Below are 22,870 nucleotides of genomic sequence, written 5' to 3'. Positions count from 1 at the left end.
CTTTGCTACTCCGCAGCAACCGCGTGCCGCACCGGATGCAGGGGCACTTTCAATCCGAGATTTTCCCGCAGCGTCGCGCCTTCGTAATCGCTGCGGAAAAGGCCGCGGCGGCGCAGTTCCGGCAGCACGTGCTCGACGAAATCATAAAGACCGGTCGGCAGTTGCGGCGGCATGACGTTGAAGCCATCGGCCGCACCTGTCCTGAACCATTCCTCCATCTGATCGGCGATCTCAGTCGGCGTTCCGACGATCTGCCAATGCCCGCGCGCACCGGCGACACGGAGATAGAGCTGACGAATGGTCAGCTTTTCGCGCTTTGCAAGATCGAGCAGTAATTTCTGCCGGCTCTTGCTGCCATTGGTTTCCGGTAGATCCGGAATGGGACCGTCGAGCGGAAATTGCGACAGGTCGACACCGCCGGACATGCCATTCAGCAGGGAAAGGCCGACCACCGGATGGACGAGATCCTGAAGTTCGGCAAATTTCCGTTGCGCTTCCCCGCGCGTCCGGCCCACGACCGGGAAGATGCCGGGCATGATCTTGAGGTCATCATGATCCCGCCCGTATTTGGAAAGACGGCCTTTGAGATCGGCATAGAAGGCCCGCGCGTCCTCGATCGTCTGATGCGCGGTGAAAACGACCTCAGCCGTTCGGGCGGCGAGCTCCCTGCCCGGCTCGGACGAACCCGCCTGGACCAGAACCGGGTGGCCCTGCGGAGCGCGCGCCACGTTCAGCGGACCACGAACCTTGAAGTATTTTCCCTTGTGATTGAGGATGTGCTGCTTTTGCGGATCATAATAGATGCCGCTTTGCTTGTTGCGAGGAAAAGCATCCTCCTCCCAGGTATCCCAAAGGCCAAGAACGACATTCGCGAATTCTTCCGCCCGTTCGTAGCGCTCGGCATGAGCAAAATGTTCGTCCCTGCCGAAATTATGCGCTTCATGATCGGTGGAGGAGGTCACGAGGTTCCAACCGGCGCGGCCGCCGCTGATATGGTCGAGCGAGGCGAATTTGCGGGCGATGTGATAGGGCTCGTTGAAGGAGGTCGAGGCGGTCGCGACAAAGCCGATATTCTTCGTCACCGCCGCCAGCGCAGAGAGCAATGTGATCGGCTCGAATTGCGCGACATAGCGCTGCGCCGTACGCTGCAACGCCTCGGTATCGTCTCCGCGGGTGCCGACACCATCGGCCAGGAAGATCAGATCGAATTTGGCCGCCTCGGCGATTTGTGCAAGTCCGACATAATGCGCAAAATCGGAGCCGGCGTCCGCCTGCGTCAGAGGATGCCGCCAAGCGGCAATGTGATGGCCGGTCGGGTAAAGAAAAGCCCCGAGCTTCAATTGCCGTTGTTTACTCGCCATCGTCTTCTCCGTCATCGCAGCCGAACGAAGGCTAATCGCTAAAGATAATAATCTATAGAAATTATATTCTATTTACCGCCGCCTGTTCGGATTTGTTCGTCGCGCAGCATGTCGAACCGACCAAGATCGTTTCGCGGCTGCAGTCGTGCTGGCTGGAAATTGCGGGCACAGGCACACGCCCGCCTTGCCAGGAAAAGAATTTCTTCCCGAGGAGCCAAATAGATATTGCTGGACTTGGAGCGGCTGTCGCCGAACCCTCCGTGCCTGAGAGCGGCAATCACCGCTTAGATCCATAGGCGTGGAGCAGACATGTCTTTCCCATCCGACACATCCGATCCTTTGGTCGCCAAGGCCATCGAACTCAGGCAGGCGTTCCACCGGGATGCAGTAGCGCGCGACAAGGCGGGCGGACGGCCTACCGAACAGATCCGCCTGCTGAAGGAAAGCGGCTTGCCTTCCGCCCAGATCCCCACGCGCTATGGCGGTCGAGGCGCGTCATGGCTCTCCATCCTGCGTGTCGTGCGGGAATTTGCCCGCACCGACGGGTCGCTTGCCCACCTCTTCGGCTACCATCACCTGCCCTTGAACCTCGTTCTTTTCCGCGGCTCGGACGTGCAGCGAGAGCGCCTCCTCAGGGCCTCCGCTGCCGGCAATTTCGTCTGGGGCAATTCCGGCAATGCCATGTCGAAAACCTCCTCGGGCAGGCGGATCGATCATGGCTGGCTGATTAATGGCAAGCGCCCCTTCTCCTCAGGCTCTCACATTGCCGACTACATTCAGATCTCCTTCGAAAATGCCGAGGGCGAGCGCTTGACGGCGGCCGTTCCCGCCAATCGAAACGGCATCGTCATCGAGGATGACTGGGACGGCATCGGCCAGCGCCAGACCGGCAGCGGCACGGTGAGTTTTCATAATCTCGAGATCGCCGACGACGAGCTTATCAGCTCTCCGGTGGTTCCGCTGACCCCTTACACGTCGCTGACGTCCCTGCTGCAGCAAAGCGTCCTGCTCAACGTCTTCGTCGGCAGCGCACAGGGAGCACTGGAGGAAGGCCGGGCCTATACGACGGCATCGTCGCGACCCTGGATCTATTCCGGTGTCGACAAACACACCGACGATCCCTGGATCAAGCGGCAATATGGTGATCTCTATATCCGCACGCTCGCAGCCACCGAGCTCGCAGACAAGGCAGCACGCAGCCTTGACGGCGCCTTCAACCAGGGGCCTGGCCTGACGCATGAAGATCGCGGGGCAGCAGCCATCGATATCGCCACGGCCAATGTCTATGCAGGCGAAGTCGGGCTTGCCGTCTCCAGTGAGATCTTCGAGGTCATGGGCGCACGCTCGGCAACGACGGCCAACGGCTTCGACCGCTTCTGGCGCAACGTACGTACCCACACGCTGCACAATCCCGCCGAATACAAGAAGCGGACGCTCGGCACATGGCTGCTGACGGGTGAGCTCCCCCTTCCGGCAATGTACCGCTGAAAGGACATCTCATGGCCAGACGCAAGGATCAGATCAAGCTCGGTGCCTTTCTGCTTTTCACCGGTCATCACGTTGCTGCCTGGCGGCATCCCGAGGCGTCCGTGGGCACGGAGTTCGAGAACTATCTGGAACTCGCCAAACTCGCCGAGGCCGCCAAGTTCGACACCATTTTCTTTGCTGACGGCGTTGCGGCGCGGCTGAAGGATTTGAATGCCGCAAGCCGGAAGGCGCATAGCGGCATCTATCCGTTCGAACCGATTACGCTGCTCTCGGCCCTTGCCAGCGTCACCAGCAATATCGGCCTGATCGCCACCGCCTCGACGAGCTTTTCCGATCCCTTCAATCTTGCGCGACAGTTCGGCTCGCTCGACCGCTTAAGCGGCGGCCGCGCCGGCTGGAACCTCGTCACCTCTTCCGATCCGGACGCGGCCTTCAACTTCGGCCATGATACGCAGGCCCTGCATGCCGACCGCTACGACCGAGCGGAGGAATTCGCCGATGTCGTGCTCGGGCTATGGGACAGTTGGGAGGATGACGCCTTCATCCGCGATCGCGAGAGCGGCCGCTATTTCGATCCCGAAAAACTGCATCGGCTCGATCACAAAGGCCGCCATTTCAAGGTGCGCGGTCCGCTGAACATCCCACGCTCGCCGCAGGGACGTCCGGTCGTGGTGCAGGCCGGGGCCTCCGAGCCTGGCAAGGAACTGGCCGCACGCACCGCCGAAGCGATCTTCGCCGCGCAGATCACGCTTGACGAAGCCAAGGCGTTTTATGCCGACGTCAAGGGCCGGCTCGGCAAATATGGCCGTTCGCCCGACGACTTGAAGATTCTGCCGGGAATCTTTCCTGTCGTCGGGCGAAGCGAGGCGGAAGCTGAAGACAAGTTCGAAGCCCTGCAGAACCTTATCCAGCCGGAAGTGGGTCTTAACCTCCTCTCGCAATTGACCGGCGTCGATTTGAGTTCCTATCCGCTTGACGGTCCCGTGCCGCCCGAGCCGCCGGTCACCAATGCCGGCAAGAGCCGCCAGGAACTGGTGCTCGATCTCGCGCGCCGCGAAAACCTGACCATCCGGCAGCTCTACCTGCGCATTGCCGGTGCCCGTGGTCATTGGCAGGTTGTGGGCACACCGACGCAGATCGCCGACGTGATGGAAGAGCGCTTCGAAAACTACGGCGCCGATGGTTTCAACATCATGGCGCCGATCATGCCCGGCGGACTTGCCGATTTCATCACGCTCGTCGTGCCGGAGCTGCGTCGCCGCGGCCTGTTCCGTAGCGAATATGAAGGCACGACGTTGCGCGAAAATCTCGGGCTCAAGCGTCCGGCCAATCGTTTTTCCGCAGGCAATGCGGTCGCAGCAGAATAGGAGAAGACCAAATGGCGCGTGATAAACTGTTCCTCATTTCACCCGGCTTTGCCGATCCGAAACATCCGGGCGTCAGCTTCGTCTGCCCCTATTGCAACGCCATTGAGGGGCTGCTCGCCTCATTCCCGGATATTGCCGCGGCGATCGATGTCGAAAGAGTTGCCTTTCTGCGACCGCGGCAAAAGGTGATCGATGTTGCCGGCGAGGATAACCAGTCTCTGCCGCTCCTCATTCTCGCGGAAAACCCACCTGATGACGCCGCCGACTGGAACGGCACCCGCTTCGTCAATTCGACCGACCGCATTCTCGAGCTGCTTGCCGAACGGCACGGCTTTCCGCGCCTGCATTAGGGATGGTGCCTGCCATGACCATAAAGCCAGATGGCTTCGAGCCGCCTTATCCTCCGCCCTCCCTCTTCGAGGCCGACACATCAAACCCCCATCTCGCCAAGGCCGTCGAGCTGCGGGACATATTCGCCCGCGATGCCATCGAGAGAGATCAATCCGGCGGCAGGCCCGAGGCGCAGATCAGGCTTCTCAAGGAAAGCGGTCTCGTCAATCTAGTGATCCCGAAAGAGTTCGGCGGTGCCGGCGAACCCTACTCCACCGCCATGCGCATCGTGCGCGAATTCGCCAAAGTGGACGGCTCGCTCGGCCATCTCTATGGCTATCATTTCAGCCCATTGCAGAATGCCGTCACCGCGGCCCAGGATAAGCGGTCGCAAGACATTCTGCGCCGCTCGGCAGCAGGGCGCTGGTTCTGGGGCAATACCACGAACAGCTTTTCCAAGAGCCTCTTCGGCCGACAGGAGGCCGGAAAGGTCATTCTCAACGGCTTCAGGCCGTTCGCTTCCGGTTCGCATGTCGCCGACTATCTGATGGTCGCCTGGGAAGACGAGGATACCAACAAGCGGAGCTTTGCCTATATACCGGCTGACCGCAAAGGCATCACCATTACCGACGATTGGGATGGGATCGGCCAACGGCAGACCGGGAGCGGCCGTGTCCTCTACAAGGATGTCGAGATCAGCGACGAAGAGATCCTGCCGGAGCGCCCCAAGGATCCGATCTCCCTATTGGCACCGTTGCAGCAACAGAGCGTATTGCTCAATGTCTTCATCGGCTCCGCGCAAGGAGCGTTGGCGGTAGCCCGGGACTACACGGTCACGAAATCACGCCCGTGGATCTATTCCGGCGTCGAGCGTCATTCCGACGATCCATGGATCAAGAGGCAGTATGGCGAGCTGTGGATCAAGGTACAGGCTGCAACGGCGCTTGCCGATCGGGCGCTTGCGGCCGTCGATGCGGTCTATGCGAAAGGGCAGGATCTCACTGCAGAGGAGCGCGGCGAGGCGGCAATCACGGTCGCCTCCGCCAATGTGCTTGCCGGCCGGGTCGCCCTTGAGGTGACGAGCGAGATCTTCGAAGTCATGGGCGCACGGTCTGCCGTCAGGCCGCTGGGGTTCGACCGCTTCTGGCGCAATGTGCGCATTCACACGCTTCACAATCCCGCCGAATACAAGACCCGCAATGTCGGAACATGGTTCCTGGACGGCGAGTTTCCTGAACCGGGGATATTCCAGTGACCAGGAAACGCGAACTCCATCTCAACATCAACATCCTGCATTCCGGCTTTTCGCCGGCTGCCTGGCGCATGCAGGGAAGCGACCCGCGCGCATCCTTCGATATCAATCACTATATCAATGTCGCCCGGATCGCTGAACGCGGCACTTTCGACGCGGTCTTCCTCGCCGATCAAGCGGCTATCTCCGATCGTGTCGATTTCAGGCCGCTGACGTCTCTGGAGCCGACCATCGTGCTGGCCTCGGTCGCGGCCCATACCGAGCATATCGGCCTGATCGCAACAGCCTCCACCACCTACAACGAGCCCTATAATATCGCCCGCCGCTTCGCGACACTCGACCATGCCAGCGGCGGCCGCGTCGGCTGGAATATCGTCACCAGCGCGGACCTCTCGCAAAGCCGGAATTTCGGCCTGGAAAAGCCGGTCGCGCATCAGAGCCGTTATGAGCGTGCGGAGGAATTTACATCCATCGTCAAGGCCCTCTGGGACAGCTGGGAGGAAGACGCCTTTATCGGCGATGTCGAAAGCGGCCGGTTCGTCGACACAACGAAGGTCCATCCGATCGCCCATCGCGGCAAGCATTTTTCCGTTCATGGCCCGCACAACGTCCCGCGTCCGCCGCAGGGACATCCTGTCATCGTGCAGGCCGGCGGCTCTGACGATGGAAGGGAACTGGCAGCCCGGCACGCCGAAGCGGTGTTCTCAGCCTCGCAATCCCTAGAAGAGTCGCTCGATTATGCGCGCGACCTCCGAACGAGAGCCGCTCGCTACGGTCGCGCTCCGGACAGCCTTTTGGTGCTCGCTGGCCTCGCGACGATCATCGGCAGCACCGAGGCAGAAGCCAGGCGGCGGCAAGAGGAGCTGCGCGAACTCATTCCGCTGGAATACAGTCTTGCGCGCCTATCCGGCGTTCTGCAGGTCGATCAAGGCAGGCTGAAGCTGGATGAGCCCCTGCCGGATGATATTCCCCTGCCCGCCGATGGCGGCCACACCTTCTTTCGCGCCACCCTCGCCCTCGCGCGACGCGAGAAACTGACGGTGCGCGGCCTTATCCGCGCTTTGAACGGCGGGACCGGACACCGCACCATCGTCGGCACGCCCGAGGCGGTTGCCGATGATATCGAAACATGGTTCGAGGCAGACGCCGCCGATGGCTTCAACCTGATGCCTGATGTGCTGCCGTATGGCCTGGAGGTCTTCGTGGACGAAGTGGTGCCCATCCTGCGCCGTCGTGGCCTGTTTCGAAAAGAATATACGGGCCATACCCTGCGGAACCATCTCGGCCTTTCCCGGCCGGCTAACCCTTACGCCATTGCCGCCGAATGAAGGAGAACAGCATGACATCAGCAAAAACGGCGAGGCTTCCGGACGATGATCGGCTTGCCGCTCTCGTCAGCGAGCGTTATCGCAACAGCCAGCATATCAGCGCCGACTGGAACGAAACGATCGAGACACTGCTCTCCCATCGCACGGTTCGCGACTATCTGCCGAAAGCGGTTCCGGACGATATACTCCACCTTGCAATCGCCGCGGCGCAATCGGCACCGAGCTCGTCCAATCTGCAGGCCTGGAGCGTCATTGCCGTCAGGGACGAGGCGCGCAAGGCTAAGCTGAACGCCGTTGCCGGAACACAGAGGCAGATCACGCAGGCGCCGCTTTTGCTGATCTGGCTTGCGGACCTTTCCAGGCCACGCCGCATTGCGGCGGACCAGGGTTCTGCTGCCGACGGGCTGGACTATGTCGAAAGCTTCCTGCTTGGCGTCATCGACGCTGCGCTTGCGGCGCAGAATGCTGTCATATCTCTGGAATCGCAGGGCCTCGGCACCTGCTATATCGGCGCGATCCGCAACGATCCCGAAACCGTGGCACGCGAGCTGGAATTGCCGGAAGGCGTGTTTCCCATGTTCGGGTTGACGGTAGGCTATCCCGATCCGGCCACGCCGGCCGCCGTCAAGCCGCGGCTGCCGCAGACGACCGTGCTGCATCATGAGCACTACGATCGCAGCCGCAGGTCGGACGATCTGCGCCACTACAATACGATCTTGCAGGATTTTCAAGCCGAACAGCGCATGCCGCGCATAGACTGGACTGTCCAAGTGAAAAACCGCATCGGCACCGTCGAAGCCTTGAAGGGGCGACATCTGCTCGGCGTTGCCGCGCGCCGCCTTGGCTTCAGGCTGAAATGAGCGATGTCATTCAGCGGCGGCGACATCGAATTTGCGCAATGAGTTCCGCAACAGGATATCGCCGATCGTCCGCAATGCTTTGACTTCGGCCTGAAGCCAGTTGCGGAACAGCTCGACGCGCATCAGACGCTCCTTAGCGGGCGTCGTCACGAAGAAATAGGAAAAGCTTACCGGCTGCGGGCTGCCAAACGGGCTGACAAGACGTCCCGCCTTCAGCTCGGCTTCCGCTAGACGGACCTTTCCGAGACCAAGCCCCTGCCCCGCCAACGCAGCATCGATGACGAGGGAAGACTGGCTGAGACGGAAGCCGCCGTTCGGCAGGCGCAGGACCAGCCCTTCCGCGCGGAGCCAGGCATTCCAGTCTGGGCAGGAATGGTCGTGCTCGGCCCCATCCTCATGCAAGAGCGGCACGCCTTCGATCGCCTGCGGGCCATTCCAGAGCCAATGGCGTTCGGCGAATTCCGGGCTGCAGATGGGCACCACGGCTTCAGAGAACAGGTGCTCTACGACCAGGCCGGGATAGCCGCCGCTCCCATAACGAATGGCACAATCGGTGTCGCCTGCATTCAGATCGGTCAATTGCGTCGAGGCATCGAGGAGGATCTGCAAGCCGGGCGCTGCCTGTCTCAAAGCGTCCAATCTCGGGATCAGCCATTTACTGGCAAAGGACGGCGCCACGGACACGCGGATCGGAAGATCGTGATCGCTGGCAACGAATTGCGTCATCGTCGCCAGCACCGCGTCGAATGCATTCGTTAGGCCGGGAACGAGCGCGAGACCGGCGGCCGTCAATTGCAGCTGCCCACGAACCCTGTGAAAAAGCGATTGTCCCAGATAATCCTCCAGGAGCCGAATCTGCTGGCCGACGGCGGCCGAGGTCACATGCAATTCCTCCGCAGCGCCAAGAAAGCTTAAATGCCGGGCGGTGGCGACAAAGGCACGCAGCGAGGTCAATGGCGGCAAGCGCGCCAAAGTCGGCTGGATGGCTTTTTTCCTGGCATGCGCAATCGTGTTCATGGCGCGATTGCAGCACAATACGCCCAGCAAAGACGAGAACGCGCTTTGCGTTTACCGGTAAGCGGACGGACATTTTCTTCCATGCCTGGAGGGCATCAGGGAAGCAAAAACTAAAATCGCAAAATAGTCTATATTTTTAATAGACAACCATCCGCAACGGCTTCCAGCGAAATGGGATTTCGCGAAGCTTTTCTTTCTCGGCGGAAGAGAAAAACATTCTTCCGTTTTGCCGGCTCGCGACCTGAAGATGCGACAGTCGCGTGTGGTCCGCAGCCAGTTTGCACCCCGGCCGCCGTCCATCCGCACAGGGACCGATCTATTCAGCCGGCAAGGAAACCGAATGACCATCAATCGCCGCCGTTTCAATCAACTGCTTCTGCTCTCCACCGCCGCGACGCTCCTGCCATCCGTAGCCGCTTACGCAACGGAGGCGACGCCGGCTCGCGGCGGCACGCTTAATTTCATCGTCGAACCCGAGCCGCCGACAATCCTGGCGCTCGCCCACACCGCCGGCGGAACGCAGAAGATCAGCCCGAAGATCACTGAAGGCCTGCTGACCTACGACTTCGACCTCACGCCAAAGCCGCAGCTCGCAACAGAATGGTCCGTCGCCGCCGACGGGCTCAGCTACACGTTCAAGCTCAGGCCCAACGTCAAATGGCATGACGGCAAGCCGTTCACCTCGGCGGACGTGGCCTATTCCATCGAGCTTCTGAAACAGGTTCATCCACGCGGACGCGGCTCGTTTGCCAACGTCATCGCAGTCGACACGCCTGATCCGCTGACTGCGGTGTTCCGCCTCTCAAAGCCCGCACCCTATCTCTTGAAGGCGCTCTATGCGGCCGAGTCTCCGATCGTGCCAAAACATGTCTATGAGGGCGTGAAGATCGCGGACGTTCCGACCAATCCCAACGGCAGTGCACCCATCGGCACCGGGCCTTTCATCTTCCGGCAATGGGTGCGCGGCTCGCACATCATTCTCGAGCGCAATCCCGATTACTGGGATGCCGGCAAGCCCTATCTCGACCAGATCGTCGTACGGTTCGTGCCCGATGGCGCTGCCCGTGCGGCCGGCTTCGAAACCGGCGAATTCGATCTTGGCGGCGACAATCCCATTCCGCTCGCCGATCTCGAACGCGTCAAGGCGCTGCCGAATATCGGCATCGATTCCCGCGGCTATCAGACGAAGGGCGATCAAACACAGCTCATTCTCAACCTCGACAACGAGTATCTGAAGGATGTCCGTGTCCGCCGTGCGATCGCTCACACCATCGACCTCAATGTCATCCTCAATACGGTCTGGTATGGCTATGGCCACGTCTCGCCGACGCCTATCAGCACCTTCCTGCCGCAATATCTCGATACCGCGATCAAGCCCTATGCCTTCGATCTCAAGGCGGCCGAGCAATTGCTTGACGAAGCCGGCTACAAGCGAAACGCCAGCGGAACCCGGTTTACGCTTCGCCTGACGCACAATTCCTACAATGAAGGCTTCAAGCGCGTCGCCGAATATCTGAAGCAGAACCTTGCGCGCATCGGCATCGATGCGAGGATCGATTCCTACGACTTCTCGACCTACATTCAGAAGGTCTATACCGAGCGCGCCTTCGACCTGACGGCGGAATATCTCGGCAACCAGTTCGACCCGACACTCGGCGTTCAGCGCATCTACTGGTCGAAGAACTTCAAGCTTGGCTTGCCCTTCTCCAACGCCAGCCACTATCAGAATCCGGAGGTCGATCGCCTGCTCGAGGCCGCCTCGATCGAAGTCGACGAGGCAAAACGCAAGCAGGAATTCAACGACTTCCAGAAGATCATTGCCGACGAGCTGCCCGTCATCAATCTGATCTCGCTCGAAAACGTCACCGTCTTCAACAAGCGCGTCAGGAACCACACGATTGGCGCCGAAGGCGTGCAGTCGAATTTTGCCGATGTCTATATCAAGGAAGGCGAAGGCTGAAACAGCGGATAACCTATTCTTCTTGAGGGAGGCGATGCGGCGCCTCCCTTCTTATCTCGCCCTACGAAGCGGCAAGAGCAAGCGGGGTGAGCTTGCTCAAGATGCGATCCGCCAGCGCGATCGCTTGCGTACGCTGTTCCGTGATCGAGCTCGATTCCCAGGCAACACCTCTAAGGGGATGGCCGATGGCGCTGATGTTGCGATGAACCCGCCCCTCTTCGGAAATGACGTCACCCTCCGGCGTGGCATCGATGCCAAAGCCGGTGCTATGCGGACGGACTTCGCCGCTTTCAACGAGGCTCCTGACGAAAGGATCGGCAATGCGCCGCCAATCATGCAGCTGGTGACCGCGACAATCGATGACCCCGCCGAAGGACTGCCTGTGGGTACCCGAAGATGTCTTCAAGGTCGCTGCAATCCGGGCTCCGGACGGCTTCATTGCGAGCAATCTCGCGGGCTGATGCCGGAAGCGGCCTTCGGCCATCGCAGCGGTGACGGCGCGATAGCTGTCAGGCGCAGCCCGATGAGCCGTCACATCCCAGAACGCCCGCAGATGACGGGCAAACCGCAATCTCTCCGTATCATCAGCCTTCTGCCATAAAGGCAGGATGTAGGGCCGGATCGCCAGCGGCAACGCCTGCCAATCCTTGGACGCGGCAGCCAGCGCACGGCGTTCGGCCTTGACGAGGGACAGCAATGATCGCGCTGTCGTCGGCAACGGTCCTTCGGCAAGAAAATCACGTTCCAGCTCGGCATTGCGCCGATCCTCGATCAATTGACCGCGCCTGGATATCGCCTCATATCGTCCGCGAAAGCCACGTGCCTCCATGCTGGCAACTGCATCGACCATCGACAGGCTTGAGCCGATGAGCAGGATTTCGTCGGCATCCGCCACACGATCCAAGGCGGGAGCATCCCAGGGAGAGGCCGCAAAAGCGGGATGATCCGCAACAGAGGCTTCCCGCGGATTGAGCGGAGGTTGGAAGACACCAAGAGCCAGGATCACTTCATCCGCCTCTAGGCTCTCCCCCGCGCTTGTCGTGATCCGCACCTTGTGAGGAGCGGAAACAAGGTTGGTTGCCGAAGCTCTGACATGATGGAATGTCGATCCCGCTCGCGCGCTCGCAACCGCGCGGTTCAGCTCGTCGCGGACATAGGTTCCATAGAGATGGCGCGGCGGGAAGCTGCCGGCGATGTCCGCGGGCGGCTCCCAGCCGTATCGTGCGCCATTGCCGACGAGCCAGCGAACGAGATGATCGGGCTCCTCCGGATGAAGGGAAAATGTGCTGGCCGGCCCGTTAACGAGATGAACGGCCTCGGTCGTGCTGTAGGCGACGCCGCGTCCGAGCTCCTCACGAGGCTCCAGTATCGTGATCGACAGCGGCACTTCCGTCCGGTCGAGCAGCTTTATCGCGGTCAGGGCGCCGGCCAAACCGCCACCGACGATGACGACGGATTGGTGGGAATGCGGGTCGATGTACATAACTCAGAAGACCTTGCCTTCTTCCAGATGCGTCGTGGTGCCGTTGATGTAATAATCACCCACCACGCGCGCCTTGTGCAGCAAAGGGTTATGGTTCAGCACGGTGCGAATGTTGCGCCAATGGCGATCGAGATTGAGGTGCCGCGATGTCGCCGAACCGCCGCCAAGCTCGAAGACATTCGTCGCAGCAGCAAGGGCAAGCTGCGATGCGACGATCTGGGTACGCGCCGTCGTCAGCGCGCTTTCGACCAATGCCGTCTCCAGTATCTGCGGATCGTCGCCTGCAAAGGCCTCGGCCGTCCGGTCGAGCGCGCGGGCGCTCTCGCGGATCAGCGTATCCACAGCGAAGGAATTGGCTGCGATCTCGCCCAATATCTTTTGCACGAAGGGATCGGCATTGGCCGTCTCGGCCGCACTATGGGCTGCCGAGCGCGCCTGTCTGCGCACATATTCGGTGCCTTCATTCAACGCGCCGCGCACGGCTCCTGCCATCGAGGCGGCGAGATGAAGCTGGCGCAGCGTGGAGGTATGTCTGCCGATGAGCGTATTGAGACCACGCCTCGAAATTTCGTGCGGCAGGACTTCGACGTCTTCGAGAAGCACGCCGCCGCTTGCCGTCAACCGCTGCCCCATGCCGTCCCAGTCGTCGAGAATGGTGATCCCCTTGCGATCGACGGGCAGAAGCACGCTGACGAGCTGGTCCTCATCATCCTTGGCGCTGAACGAGGCGAAATCGGCGAATGCCGTCCCGGTCGCATACCATTTGCGACCGTTGAGCTTGAAGCTGTCGCCTGTCTTCGTCAACCGCGTCGTGACGTCTCCGGGACGCTTCGTCCCCTGCTCCGTATGAGCGCCACCGAAGAGCTTGCCGCCCAAGACGCGGGTAAGCTGCGTGCGGTCAACCGCGCTATTCGGGTTGAGCAGCAAGGCTTCCGTGAAATTGAAATGGCTGCGGAGGGCGTGGGCGACATTGGAATCGGCGGCGCCCATCGTCATCACCATTTCGATATAATCCAGCACTGATCCGCCCGGCCCGCCAAGGCTTACCGGAATGCGCAATGTGCCAAGACCGGCCTCCTTGAACAGCTTGAAGGCCTCGTGCGGCAACTCGCGTTCGAGGTCTCGACGCGCAGCGCCTTTTGCGATCTCCGCAGCAAGATCGGGTATTCTTGCAAGCAACGTCGCCCGATTGGTTTCGACGGGTACGGAGAGCACGGCTGATGAAGCTGTTATAGGCATGAAAGGCTCTTTGCGCCGGAAGGAAAAGGCCCCGCTCAAGCAGGGCCTTGGGCTGGATGATCAGGCTACGGCGCGAGCGAGCGGCACGACGTTTCCGGCATCGCCGGCAACACTGACCGGAACCCGGCCTTCGACAGGATGGCTCGGATCATTGAAGCCGGGCGTGGACGGATGGCCTGTCGTGACCAGACGGTCGACCAGAGCTTCATCCTCTGCGGTCAGTTTGACATCGAGGGCTCTCACATAGCTATCCCAATGCTCTTCCGTGCGCGGGCCGGTGATCGCCGAGGTGATCAGCTTGTTGTTCAGCACCCAGGCGATGGCGAATTCGGCCGGGGTCACCTTCTTGGCGGCGGCATGCGCGGCGATTTCCTGGGCGATGGTGATCGATTCCGGACGCCATTCGGTTTCAAGGATGCGCTTGTCGCCGCGCCCGGCGCGGGTATCGGCAGCCGGCTCCTTGCCCGGCTCGTACTTGCCAGTCAGCACGCCGCGCGCCAGTGGCGAATAGGAGACGACGCCAAGACCGTAATGATGAGCGGCCGGTAGCTGCTCGGCTTCGGCGGTGCGGTTGACGATATTATAGAGCGGCTGGCTTGCGATGGGGCGATCAATGCCGAGCTGGTCGGCGAGATGCGAAATCTCGGCGATGCGCCAGCCACGGAAATTCGACACGCCGAAATACCTGAGCTTGCCGGCCCGGATGAGATCGGCAATCGCGCGCACCGGCTCTTCCAGCGGCGCGTCGAAGACGGCGCGATGGAAATAGAGGATGTCGATATAGTCGGTGTTGAGGCGGCGCAGCGAATTTTCCACCGTCTCGATCACCCATTTGCGCGAATGACCGCCGAGGTTGGGACCCTTCTTGTGCGAGTTGACGAACTTCGTCGCCAGCACCCAATGATCACGGTTTGCCTTGATGCCGCGACCGACCACCTCTTCCGACTTGCCGTCGTGATAGACATCGGCAGTGTCGATGAAATTGATGCCCTGATCGCGAGCCTTGTCGATGATGCGGAAGGCGACGTCATCGGGCGTCGGGCCGCCGAACATCATGGTCCCAAGGGTAAGAGGCGATACCTTCAGCGCGCTGCGCCCGAGATAGCGATAGTCGACCATGTCATTTCTCCATTTCATTGTGCGTGATGGCAGGCGACCGTATGGCCGCCGCCCATTTGCCGATAGGCCGGATCGTCGCTCCGGCAGATGTCTGTTGCGAGCGGACAGCGCGTATGAAAGCGACAGCCAGATGGCGGGTTATGCGGGCTTGGCAGATCGCCGGTGATCGGTGCAGCCTGCTTGCGCCGCGACGGATCGGGCACCGCGGCAAGCAGCGCGCGCGTATAGGGATGCTTGGCCTCGCTCCAGAGCCTTGCGGTCGGCGCGCTTTCGACGATGCGACCGAGATACATGACCAGCACGCGATCGGCGAAATAGCGCACGACCGACAGGTCATGGGAGATGAAGAGGTAAGAAAGCGAAAGCTCCGTCTTCATCTCGACGAGAAGATTGAGGATCTGAGCCTGGATCGACAGATCGAGCGCGGAAACCGGCTCGTCGCAGATGACGAGTTCCGGCTGCAGGATCAGCGCGCGGGCAATGCCGATGCGTTGGCGCTGACCGCCGGAGAACTCATGCGGATAGCGATCGAGCGAATCCGCCGGCAAGCCGACATGAAGAACCATCGAGGCGGCTATGGCATCGCGGCTCTTGCGATCACCGATGCCGTGAACGGCGAGCGGCGCCGTCAGGATCGAGCGGATCGTCTGGCGCGGGTTGAGCGAGGCAAATGGATCCTGGAAGATCATCTGAATATGCCGGCGGATCGTCTGCAATTCCTTGCCCGACATCGCAGCGACATCGCGCCCCTTGAAAGTGACCCGGCCGGAGGTGGGATCGATGAGGCGCATCAGGGATTTGCCAAGGGTCGACTTGCCGCAGCCGGATTCACCGACCAGCGCTACGGTCTCGCCCTCGAGGATCTCGAGCGATACGTCATCCACGGCTCGCACCGTTCCGGCGGCAGCCGGATAGTGCGTCGAAAGCCTATCGACCGACAGAAGCGACATGGGCTCTCTCCGCAATGGCTGGAACGTAGGGACAGGCCACTTCGCGGTCAGCCGAAACCTCGACAAGCGCCGGCACGGACTGTGCACAAGCTGATCGAGCCACCGGACAGCGTGGCCGGAAGGAGCACCCTTGCTCGCCGGCTGCCGAGACGATCGAGCCACGAATTTCCGTCAGCGGGCCATCGCGATAGTGATAGTCCGCCTTCAATCGCGGCGAGGCCGCGAGCAGCCCCTGCGTATAGGGATGATAGGGCGTCTCGAACAAGGCATCAGGCAGGCCCTGTTCGATCTTTCGTCCCGCATACATCACGACGACCCGGTCGGCCCATTGCGCGACGATGCCGAGATCATGCGTGATGAGGATCACGGCCATGTTGAGCTGGCTGCGCAGGCGATCGAGCAGTTGCAGCACCTGCGCCTGGATCGTGACATCGAGCGCCGTGGTCGCCTCGTCGGCGATCAGGAGCCGAGGATTGCAGGCAACCGCAATGGCGATCATGACGCGCTGGCGCATGCCGCCCGAAAGCTGATGCGGGTAGTCGTCAACGCGCTTGCCGGGCTCGGGAATGCTGACAAGATCAAGCAGCTCGATCGCGCGCTGGCGCGCCTGCTTTCGGCTCAATTTTTCATGGATGCGCAACACTTCGACGATCTGGTCGCCAATCGTGAGTACCGGATTGAGCGATGTCATCGGCTCCTGGAAGATCATGGCGATGTCGTGCCCGCGAATGCCGCGCAGCTCGCGTTCGCGCAATTTCAGGAGGTCGCGTCCGTCAAAGACGATCTTGCCGGCCGTCTTGGCATGTCGAGGCAGCAGCCCCATCAGGCCGAGAGCCGTCAGCGATTTGCCGGACCCGGATTCGCCGACGATCGCCAGCATCTCACCGGCCGTAGCGCTGAAGCTGACACCTTTGACGGGCTGTGTCGCACCAAAGCCGACGGAAAAATCGCGAACGTCCAGAAGCGCCGTCATCAGCGTTCCTCCGAAAAGCGCGGATTGAGGGCGTCGTTCAGTCCGTCGCCGATGAGATTGAGCGACAGAACCGTGAAGACGATGGCAAGACCTGGCAAGGCGGTGAGATACCAGGCTGTGCGGATGACATCGCGTCCGGCGCCGATCATGGAGCCCCAGGAAACGCGATTGGGATCGCCAAGCCCCATGAAGGACAGCGCCGATTCCATCAGGATCGCGCTTGCGACCATGACGGACGAGGTCACGATCAAGGGCGGCAGGGCATTCGGCAGGATTTCCCGGAAGATGATGCGGGCATGGCCGAAACCGAGGCTGCGGGCGGCGAGCACATAATCCTTTTCGCGGATGGCGCGGAATTCGGCGCGGGTGAGACGCGCGACCGTCGGCCAGCTGACGATCGCGATCGCAATGGTCACGGTCGATGTGGTCGGCTGCGCGATCGCGACCAGCACCACAAGGAGAACGAAGCTCGGTATGGTCTGGAAGATCTCGATGAGCTTGACGAGGAGATCATCGACCAGACCACCAAAATATCCGGCAAGCGCGCCGATGGTGACGCCGGCGCCAAGACCGAGCAGGGTCGCGGCGATGCCGACGGTCAGCGAAATCCGAGCGCCATGCAGGATGCCCGCAAGCACATCGCGTCCCATGGAATCCGTGCCCAGCGGATAGGCGGGATTCTGGCCGGGCCACAGGAACGGTCGCGCCACCATCTCCAGCGGATCACCGGGATAAAGCAGCGGTGCCAGCAGCGCCGCAAGTATGATGCCGACAAGAACAGCCATGCCGAAGAGCGCATTGGGGTTAGCCAGAAAGATCTTGAGTTCGCGCCGACGCCCCTGCCACCGCCCGCCTGACGCAGCCGTGGTGCGCGCGTCGGGCGCGTGAACATGGGTCCAGCGGCGTTCCGGAACAGGCGCGGGCTTTGTCGGCGTTTCAGATGCTTTGGCACTGAAATCACGCGCCGTGGCCGTATAGACCTTCAGCTCCTGAGCTTTCACCGGCTTGCTCCGATCCTGGGGTCGAGCCAGGCTTGCAGAAGATCGACTGCAGCGTTGGCGATGATGACGAGAAGTGACGAGAGAAGCAGGATGCCGAGCAGCACGCTGAAATCGCGGGCCATGACAGCTTCGAAGGCCAGTCTTCCGAGGCCGGGCCAGCTATAGACTGTCTCGACGACGACGGCACCGCCGAGCATGCCGCCGAAATGCATGCCGGCCATGGTCGTGATCGGGATCAGTGCATTGCGCAGCACATGCCGCGTCGTCAGCACGAAGGGCGACACGCCCTTCGCCCGCGCGGTGCGGACAAAATCCTGCGATTTGACCTCAAGCATGGCGGCCCGCGTCAGCCTCGCATAGATGGCGAGATAGAAAAGGGCGAGCGATATGGCCGGCAGGACCATGTAGCGCGCCCGGTCCAGCAGCGCCGGCAGGCCGGTGAGCCGCGAGCCGATGGTGCCATCGCCACCGCTTGGCAGCCATCCGAGCTTGACGGAAAACAAGAGGATCAGCATGAGGCCGATCCAGAAACCCGGGATCGAATAGAAGAGCAGCGAGATAATCGAGATCAGCCGATCCGGCAACCGTCCGGCAAAGCTTGCCATCAATGACCCAAGCGTCAGACCGATCACGATCGCAAAGACGAGCGCGGCCAACATCAGGCTAAGCGTTCCAGGCAAGCGCTGGCCGATCAGATCGGCCACCGGCATGCCGTAGCGCGGCGAGAAGCCGAGACTGAAATGCGCGAGATTGTTAAGGTAGTTCGCCAGCTGCACGAGAACCGGATTGTCCAGACCAAAGCGCTCGCGCAGGGCCGCCATGGTTTCGACCGTGGCCGAGCCGGCTTCGGCTGCCATGACGTCGGCTGCATCACCCGGCGCCAGCTTCAGCAGGAAGAAATTCAGGATGACGATGCCAAGCACCGTCGGCACCGCCTGAATAGCCGTCCGGCGTAGTGTTCGCCCTATCCGCATGTAAGCCGACATTGAAACTCCTCGGCAGCGTCATCGAATTTCTCATCATCGCGTCGCAATATTAGTTGACTAAATCTGTAGGTTTTGTCAAATCAGTACTGGTAGATATTTCCAGAATTTCTCGAAAGCGCCGCTCTATTTGGAACTTAATCGCTTAATAATGATATTTTGTGGTTATTTTTCCCAATAATCGGATTGTCGGAACAAACAAAACCCACAAGAGCGGGCTCCTCGGGAAGATAAAACCAGCCGCCGCTGGCAAGTCGCAGCACGGCCACCGACATGCGAGGCAATCCTAAATGATCAAACTTCCGGCTATCACCCGTCGCAGTTTTCTACTCTCCTCGGCAGCGCTCGGCGCATCCGCCATGACAGGAACCGCCACATATGCGGCCCCCTCCCGCGGCGGCTCGGCGACCCTCCTGCTCGCCGCCGAACCGCCGGTTCTGACGACGATCGCTCACACGGCCTACAATTCGGTCTATGTGTCGCCGAAAGTGACGGAGGGCCTGCTGACCTATGATTTCGATCTCAACCCGCAGCCGCTGCTCGCCAGGCAATGGACCGTTAGCGACGACGGCCTGCGTTACACTTTCAAGCTGCGCGATGGCGTCAAATGGCACGACGGCAAGCCGTTTACCGCCGACGATGTTGCCTTTTCGATCAGGACCCTCAAGGACGTTCACCCACGCGGGCGCAATACGTTTCTCAACCTCGTCGACGTAGAAACGCCAGATCCTCTGACCGTGACTCTGGTGTTGTCCAAGCCTGCCCCCTACCTGATCACGGCGCTTGCCGCATCGGAGTCTCCGATCGTTCCGCGCCATCTCTATGAAGGCACGAAGGTTGCCGAGAATCCGGTCAACCTTGCCCCAATCGGCACAGGCCCCTTCAAATTCAAGGAATGGGTGCGCGGCAGCCACATCGTCTATGAACGTAATCCCGATTATTGGGATCAGCCCCGTCCCTATCTCGACCAATTGATCGTCCGCTTCATTCCCGACGCCGCTGCCCGCTCCATCGCAATCGAAACAGGCGAGATCGATCTGGCGCCATCGACGCCCGTCCCCTTGAGCGATCTCGAGCGTTTCAAGACCGTGGAGAGCCTCGCTTTCGAAACGCGCGGCTATCAATATGCGAACGGCGTCAGCCGCATCGAATTCAATCTTGAGAAACCGGTTTTCAAGGATGTCCGCGTGCGGCGGGCCTTCGCACATGTCATCGACCGGAAGGTGATCCGCAATACGATCAATTATGGCTATGGCGAACCGATCCCCGGGCCGATCAATCCCAACCTCACGAAATGGTATGTTGCCGATCTGAAGACCTATCCGATCGACATTGCCGCGGCGGAAAAGTTGTTGGATGAGGCCGGTCACCCGCGTGGCTCGGACGGCATACGCTTTCGCCTCAATCTCGATTATGTGCCGAGCGGCGAGCCCTATATTCGAGGCTCGGAATATATCCGCCAGGCGCTCGCCAAGATCGGCGTCGAGGTAAGCGTGCGCAGCCAGGATTTCGCCACCTATACCAAACGCATCTATACGGATCGCGATTTCGATTTCGCCTATGAAGGAATGAGCAATCTCTTTGATCCCACGGTCGGCGTGCAGCGGCTTTACTGGAGCAAGAACTTCAAGCCCGGCGTGCCCTTCTCTAATGGTTCCGCCTATAGCAACCCCAAGGTCGATGCCCTTCTTGAGGCCGCCGCCATCGAAGTCGATCCCAAAAAGCGCGTCGAACAATGGCGCGAGATACAGCAGATACTCGTCGAGGACCTGCCGGCGCTCGACATCGTCAGCCAGCCGGAACTCACCATCTACAACAAGCGTATCGCAGATCACACGCTCGGCGGCGAAGGCATAGCTGGCAGCCTTGCCTACGCCTATGTCGCAACCGCCTGAGGCATCGAAAGCGAAGAACGCCATGTCCATCCAGCACGCACCCGGCTCCATCGTTGGCCTGCCGAAATTCGCCGCGCCGACCGATTTTCCGGACAGCCCGCTATCTCAGGCGTTGAAACAGCCCGTTCTGCTCGGCCTCTTCCTGCCGATCCAGGCCGGAGGCTGGACGCAATCGACGCTGGAGCGCTCGACCGACTGGCGCTTCGACTATAACAAGGCGCTGACGCTGCGCGCGGAGGAACTGGGTTTCGATCTGGTGTTTGCGCTATCGCAATGGCTTCCCAAGGGTGGCTATGGCGGCGTCTTCGACGGCCACGCACTCGACAGTTTCGTTTCGACCGCAGCTCTTGCGGGCCTCACCAAGAAGATCATGCTCATCTCGACGATGCATGTTCTCTACGGACCTTGGCATCCGCTGCACCTTGCCAAGTTCGGCGCCACGCTCGATCACATCACCGGCGGCCGCTGGGGCATCAATGTCGTCACCGGCCACAGGGCCGTCGAGCACGAAATGTTCGGCTGGCAGCGCATCGAGCATGACAGGCGCTATGAGCTCGCAGCGGAATTTCTCGAAGTCGTCCAGCGTCTATGGAGCGACGACGAGAATTATTCCTTCGAAGGTGAAAGCAGCTGGAAGCTCGGCGGTGGCTATGTGACACCGAAACCGAATTTTGGTCGGCCGATCCTCGTGAACGCCACCGGATCCGATGCAGGCATCGCCTTTGCCGGCCGCTATTCCGATATCGTCTTCATCACCAGTCCGACAGGTGCCGATATCGATAGCGCACTCGCATCCCTACCCGCGCATACGAAGAGGGTAAAGGATGCCGCAGCCGATGTCGGACGCACCGTGCGTACTCTCCTAAATCCAATGGTCATTTGCCGGCCGACCGAGAAGGAGGCATGGGAGCTGGCGGACCGGATTGTTGCCCATGCCGATCAGCGCTCCCCGCAGGGCTTCCAGTCGCTGAATTCCGATGCCCAGGCATGGAAAGGCCGCGACCCGCAGGATCCCTACCGCTTCATCGGCGGCAATATCCGCGTCATAGGCTCACCGGAACAGGTGGTTGACCAGTTCCTCAAGCTCAAAGCGGCTGGCGTCGACGGGCTCCAGCTCAGCTTCTTCGACTTCCGCGACGATCTGGAATTCTTCGGCGAGGAAGTCCTGCCGCTGATGAAACAAGCCGGCCTGCGCAACTGAAGGGAACGACCATGACCAGCAATGCCATTTCCGAAATCTGGTACACACGCTGCCCCGTTCCGACCCCGGTCGGCCTTGCAGCACAGCTCGGTTATCTCGAAGACGGCTTTCGAAGCGAAGGCGTCACGCTGAAATCCATCATCGACTCGCCGGACAGGAATATCCGGCAGAGCCATTTCAACCACACGCTCGATTGGTCCTTTCGCCATGGCGGCAATGTGCCGCCCATTCGCGCCCGCTCGGAAGGCCGCCGCACGCGCCTTGTCGGCATTACATGGACGGACGAATTTCAAGCAATCATCACGCTGCCGGGAACCGGCATCAGGGCGACCAGGGATCTGAAGGGCCGGCGTTTCGGCATTGCCCGCCGCCCCGAAGGGATCGTCGACTTCATGCGTGCCACTGCACTCAAGGGGTTGATTTCGGCCCTCTCGCTCGAGGGCCTTTCCAAAGACGATGTCGAGATCGTCGAGATTGCGCTTACCGATTCCGTGCTCGCGAGCCAGGAAGGACCATCCCTCTTCGGCCTCAAGCGCAGGCAGGCCTATGGCGAGGAGGTCGCGGCTCTCCTGCGTGGCGAGGTGGACGCGATTTACGTCAAGGGAACCGCCGGGATCAACGTTGCCAATCTCATCGGTGCGGTGCAGGTTGCCGAATTCGGTTTTCATCCCGATCCGAAAATCCGCATCAATTCCGGCTCGCCGCGGGTGCTGACGGTCGATGACCTGCTGGCCGACCAGCGACCAGATCTCGTGCGAAAACTGATCGAGGCAATCTTCAAGGCGAGCGCCTGGGCGGAGGCCCATCCGGAAGAAACCCGCCGCTTCGTGGCGCGTGAATCCGGAGCGACCGAAGAACAGGTTCTTGCCGCCAACGGTCCGGATATCCATCGCCACCTTGGCCTGGGACTGGAGCCAGACCTGGTTGACGCCGTCGAGCACTACAAGAACTTCCTGCGCGACTTCGGTTTCCTGGCCGGCGATTTCGATATTGGCGAGTGGGTCGACCGCCGCCATCTCGACGGTTTGGCCCAACGCGCCGTCGCCTGAACCGCGTTGTAACG

General features: G+C 60.8%; 20 protein-coding genes. 10 read left to right on the top strand and 10 right to left on the bottom strand.

Features of this window, described 5'->3' with window-relative positions; all coding sequences use genetic code 11:
• Positions 1–5: 5 nt before the first annotated feature.
• Positions 6–1,361, bottom strand: coding sequence for an LLM class flavin-dependent oxidoreductase (locus tag AC13QE_RS22735; RefSeq protein ID WP_488485358.1), 1,356 nt, complete (start codon positions 1,359–1,361; stop codon positions 6–8).
• Positions 1,362–1,670: 309 nt separating this feature from the next.
• On the opposite strand from AC13QE_RS22735, the gene AC13QE_RS22730 reads away from it, so the two are divergent.
• The 6 genes from AC13QE_RS22730 to AC13QE_RS22705 are packed head-to-tail and all read left to right on the top strand — an operon-like array spanning position 1,671 to position 7,986.
• Positions 1,671–2,849 carry an acyl-CoA dehydrogenase family protein gene (locus AC13QE_RS22730; protein ID WP_488485357.1) on the top strand — a complete coding sequence of 393 codons (1,179 nt, stop codon included), beginning with the start codon at positions 1,671–1,673 and terminating at the stop codon, positions 2,847–2,849.
• An 11-nt stretch (positions 2,850–2,860) separates the two neighbouring features.
• Positions 2,861–4,216, top strand: a complete 1,356-nt coding sequence (locus AC13QE_RS22725; RefSeq protein ID WP_488485356.1) for an LLM class flavin-dependent oxidoreductase — start codon at positions 2,861–2,863, stop codon at positions 4,214–4,216.
• Between the two features lie 11 nt (positions 4,217–4,227).
• On the top strand, positions 4,228–4,566 hold the full coding sequence (locus AC13QE_RS22720) for a DUF3088 domain-containing protein (protein WP_488485355.1): 339 nt from the start codon (positions 4,228–4,230) through the stop codon (positions 4,564–4,566).
• A gap of 14 nt (positions 4,567–4,580) precedes the next feature.
• Complete coding sequence (locus AC13QE_RS22715) at positions 4,581–5,801, top strand: acyl-CoA dehydrogenase family protein (RefSeq protein ID WP_488485354.1); 1,221 nt, start codon at positions 4,581–4,583, stop codon at positions 5,799–5,801.
• Positions 5,798–7,126 (top strand): LLM class flavin-dependent oxidoreductase, encoded by a 1,329-nt coding sequence (locus tag AC13QE_RS22710; RefSeq protein ID WP_488485353.1) that lies wholly within the window; start codon positions 5,798–5,800, stop codon positions 7,124–7,126. Before AC13QE_RS22715 ends, AC13QE_RS22710 begins: the two co-directional genes overlap by 4 nt.
• Positions 7,127–7,137: 11 nt before the next feature.
• Positions 7,138–7,986 (top strand): NADPH-dependent oxidoreductase, encoded by an 849-nt coding sequence (locus tag AC13QE_RS22705; RefSeq protein WP_488485352.1) that lies wholly within the window; start codon positions 7,138–7,140, stop codon positions 7,984–7,986.
• 6 nt (positions 7,987–7,992) lie between these two features.
• On the opposite strand, the gene AC13QE_RS22700 is transcribed toward AC13QE_RS22705, so the two are convergent.
• The gene (locus tag AC13QE_RS22700) at positions 7,993–9,003 is read right to left on the bottom strand and encodes a LysR substrate-binding domain-containing protein (protein WP_169646023.1); all 1,011 of its coding nucleotides are present in this window, start codon (positions 9,001–9,003) and stop codon (positions 7,993–7,995) included.
• Between the two features lie 340 nt (positions 9,004–9,343).
• On the opposite strand from AC13QE_RS22700, the gene AC13QE_RS22695 reads away from it, so the two are divergent.
• On the top strand, positions 9,344–10,963 hold the full coding sequence (locus tag AC13QE_RS22695) for an ABC transporter substrate-binding protein (RefSeq protein ID WP_488485351.1): 1,620 nt from the start codon (positions 9,344–9,346) through the stop codon (positions 10,961–10,963).
• Between the two features lie 61 nt (positions 10,964–11,024).
• Here AC13QE_RS22695 and AC13QE_RS22690 read toward each other — a convergent pair whose 3' ends face one another.
• The 8 genes from AC13QE_RS22690 to AC13QE_RS22655 form a co-directional block, all read right to left on the bottom strand.
• On the bottom strand, positions 11,025–12,446 hold the full coding sequence (locus AC13QE_RS22690; RefSeq protein WP_488485350.1) for an FAD/NAD(P)-binding protein: 1,422 nt from the start codon (positions 12,444–12,446) through the stop codon (positions 11,025–11,027).
• A gap of 3 nt (positions 12,447–12,449) precedes the next feature.
• Positions 12,450–13,685: an acyl-CoA dehydrogenase family protein gene (locus AC13QE_RS22685; RefSeq protein WP_488485349.1), complete on the bottom strand. Its 1,236-nt coding sequence runs from the start codon at positions 13,683–13,685 to the stop codon at positions 12,450–12,452.
• 60 nt (positions 13,686–13,745) lie between these two features.
• Positions 13,746–14,804 carry an aldo/keto reductase gene (locus AC13QE_RS22680; protein WP_488485348.1) on the bottom strand — a complete coding sequence of 353 codons (1,059 nt, stop codon included), beginning with the start codon at positions 14,802–14,804 and terminating at the stop codon, positions 13,746–13,748.
• A gap of 14 nt (positions 14,805–14,818) precedes the next feature.
• Entirely contained in the window at positions 14,819–15,754 is a 936-nt protein-coding gene (locus tag AC13QE_RS22675; RefSeq protein WP_488485347.1) for an ABC transporter ATP-binding protein, read from the bottom strand.
• Complete coding sequence (locus AC13QE_RS22670; protein WP_488485346.1) at positions 15,732–16,727, bottom strand: ABC transporter ATP-binding protein; 996 nt, start codon at positions 16,725–16,727, stop codon at positions 15,732–15,734. The genes AC13QE_RS22675 and AC13QE_RS22670 overlap by 23 nt, the downstream gene beginning before the upstream one ends.
• Entirely contained in the window at positions 16,727–17,713 is a 987-nt protein-coding gene (locus tag AC13QE_RS22665) for an ABC transporter permease (RefSeq protein ID WP_488485392.1), read from the bottom strand. Before AC13QE_RS22665 ends, AC13QE_RS22670 begins: the two co-directional genes overlap by 1 nt.
• Positions 17,714–17,724: 11 nt before the next feature.
• Complete coding sequence (locus AC13QE_RS22660; protein ID WP_488485345.1) at positions 17,725–18,714, bottom strand: ABC transporter permease; 990 nt, start codon at positions 18,712–18,714, stop codon at positions 17,725–17,727.
• Positions 18,715–18,848: 134 nt separating this feature from the next.
• Complete coding sequence (locus AC13QE_RS22655; RefSeq protein ID WP_188112691.1) at positions 18,849–18,986, bottom strand: hypothetical protein; 138 nt, start codon at positions 18,984–18,986, stop codon at positions 18,849–18,851.
• A 15-nt stretch (positions 18,987–19,001) separates the two neighbouring features.
• Between AC13QE_RS22655 and AC13QE_RS22650 the strand changes: the two genes are divergently transcribed.
• From AC13QE_RS22650 to AC13QE_RS22640, 3 genes are read left to right on the top strand one after another with little or no spacing between them, the layout of a single operon-like run.
• On the top strand, positions 19,002–20,606 hold the full coding sequence (locus tag AC13QE_RS22650; protein WP_488485344.1) for an ABC transporter substrate-binding protein: 1,605 nt from the start codon (positions 19,002–19,004) through the stop codon (positions 20,604–20,606).
• Positions 20,607–20,628: 22 nt separating this feature from the next.
• Entirely contained in the window at positions 20,629–21,807 is a 1,179-nt protein-coding gene (locus tag AC13QE_RS22645) for an LLM class flavin-dependent oxidoreductase (RefSeq protein WP_488485343.1), read from the top strand.
• A gap of 11 nt (positions 21,808–21,818) precedes the next feature.
• Positions 21,819–22,856 (top strand): ABC transporter substrate-binding protein, encoded by a 1,038-nt coding sequence (locus AC13QE_RS22640; protein WP_488485342.1) that lies wholly within the window; start codon positions 21,819–21,821, stop codon positions 22,854–22,856.
• Positions 22,857–22,870: the final 14 nt, after the last annotated feature.

The organism is Martinezella sp. CNPSo 3957, from assembly GCF_057784395.1.
This window is presented reverse-complemented; position numbering and strand designations above follow the sequence as displayed.

Bases quoted from the DNA above. Each gene is read 5' to 3' on its own strand.
- AC13QE_RS22675 (WP_488485347.1), bottom strand. From the start codon at position 15,754: ATGTCGCTTCTGTCGGTCGATAGGCTTTCGACGCACTATCCGGCTGCC.
- AC13QE_RS22685 (WP_488485349.1), bottom strand. From the start codon at position 13,685: ATGCCTATAACAGCTTCATCAGCCGTGCTCTCCGTACCCGTCGAAACC.
- AC13QE_RS22715 (WP_488485354.1), top strand. From the start codon at position 4,581: ATGACCATAAAGCCAGATGGCTTCGAGCCGCCTTATCCTCCGCCCTCC.
- AC13QE_RS22640 (WP_488485342.1), top strand. From the start codon at position 21,819: ATGACCAGCAATGCCATTTCCGAAATCTGGTACACACGCTGCCCCGTT.
- AC13QE_RS22720 (WP_488485355.1), top strand. From the start codon at position 4,228: ATGGCGCGTGATAAACTGTTCCTCATTTCACCCGGCTTTGCCGATCCG.
- AC13QE_RS22645 (WP_488485343.1), top strand. From the start codon at position 20,629: ATGTCCATCCAGCACGCACCCGGCTCCATCGTTGGCCTGCCGAAATTC.
- AC13QE_RS22670 (WP_488485346.1), bottom strand. From the start codon at position 16,727: ATGACGGCGCTTCTGGACGTTCGCGATTTTTCCGTCGGCTTTGGTGCG.
- AC13QE_RS22690 (WP_488485350.1), bottom strand. From the start codon at position 12,446: ATGTACATCGACCCGCATTCCCACCAATCCGTCGTCATCGTCGGTGGC.
- AC13QE_RS22655 (WP_188112691.1), bottom strand. From the start codon at position 18,986: ATGTCGGTGGCCGTGCTGCGACTTGCCAGCGGCGGCTGGTTTTATCTT.
- AC13QE_RS22700 (WP_169646023.1), bottom strand. From the start codon at position 9,003: ATGAACACGATTGCGCATGCCAGGAAAAAAGCCATCCAGCCGACTTTG.
- AC13QE_RS22725 (WP_488485356.1), top strand. From the start codon at position 2,861: ATGGCCAGACGCAAGGATCAGATCAAGCTCGGTGCCTTTCTGCTTTTC.
- AC13QE_RS22680 (WP_488485348.1), bottom strand. From the start codon at position 14,804: ATGGTCGACTATCGCTATCTCGGGCGCAGCGCGCTGAAGGTATCGCCT.
- AC13QE_RS22730 (WP_488485357.1), top strand. From the start codon at position 1,671: ATGTCTTTCCCATCCGACACATCCGATCCTTTGGTCGCCAAGGCCATC.
- AC13QE_RS22660 (WP_488485345.1), bottom strand. From the start codon at position 18,714: ATGTCGGCTTACATGCGGATAGGGCGAACACTACGCCGGACGGCTATT.
- AC13QE_RS22650 (WP_488485344.1), top strand. From the start codon at position 19,002: ATGATCAAACTTCCGGCTATCACCCGTCGCAGTTTTCTACTCTCCTCG.
- AC13QE_RS22705 (WP_488485352.1), top strand. From the start codon at position 7,138: ATGACATCAGCAAAAACGGCGAGGCTTCCGGACGATGATCGGCTTGCC.
- AC13QE_RS22735 (WP_488485358.1), bottom strand. From the start codon at position 1,361: ATGGCGAGTAAACAACGGCAATTGAAGCTCGGGGCTTTTCTTTACCCG.
- AC13QE_RS22695 (WP_488485351.1), top strand. From the start codon at position 9,344: ATGACCATCAATCGCCGCCGTTTCAATCAACTGCTTCTGCTCTCCACC.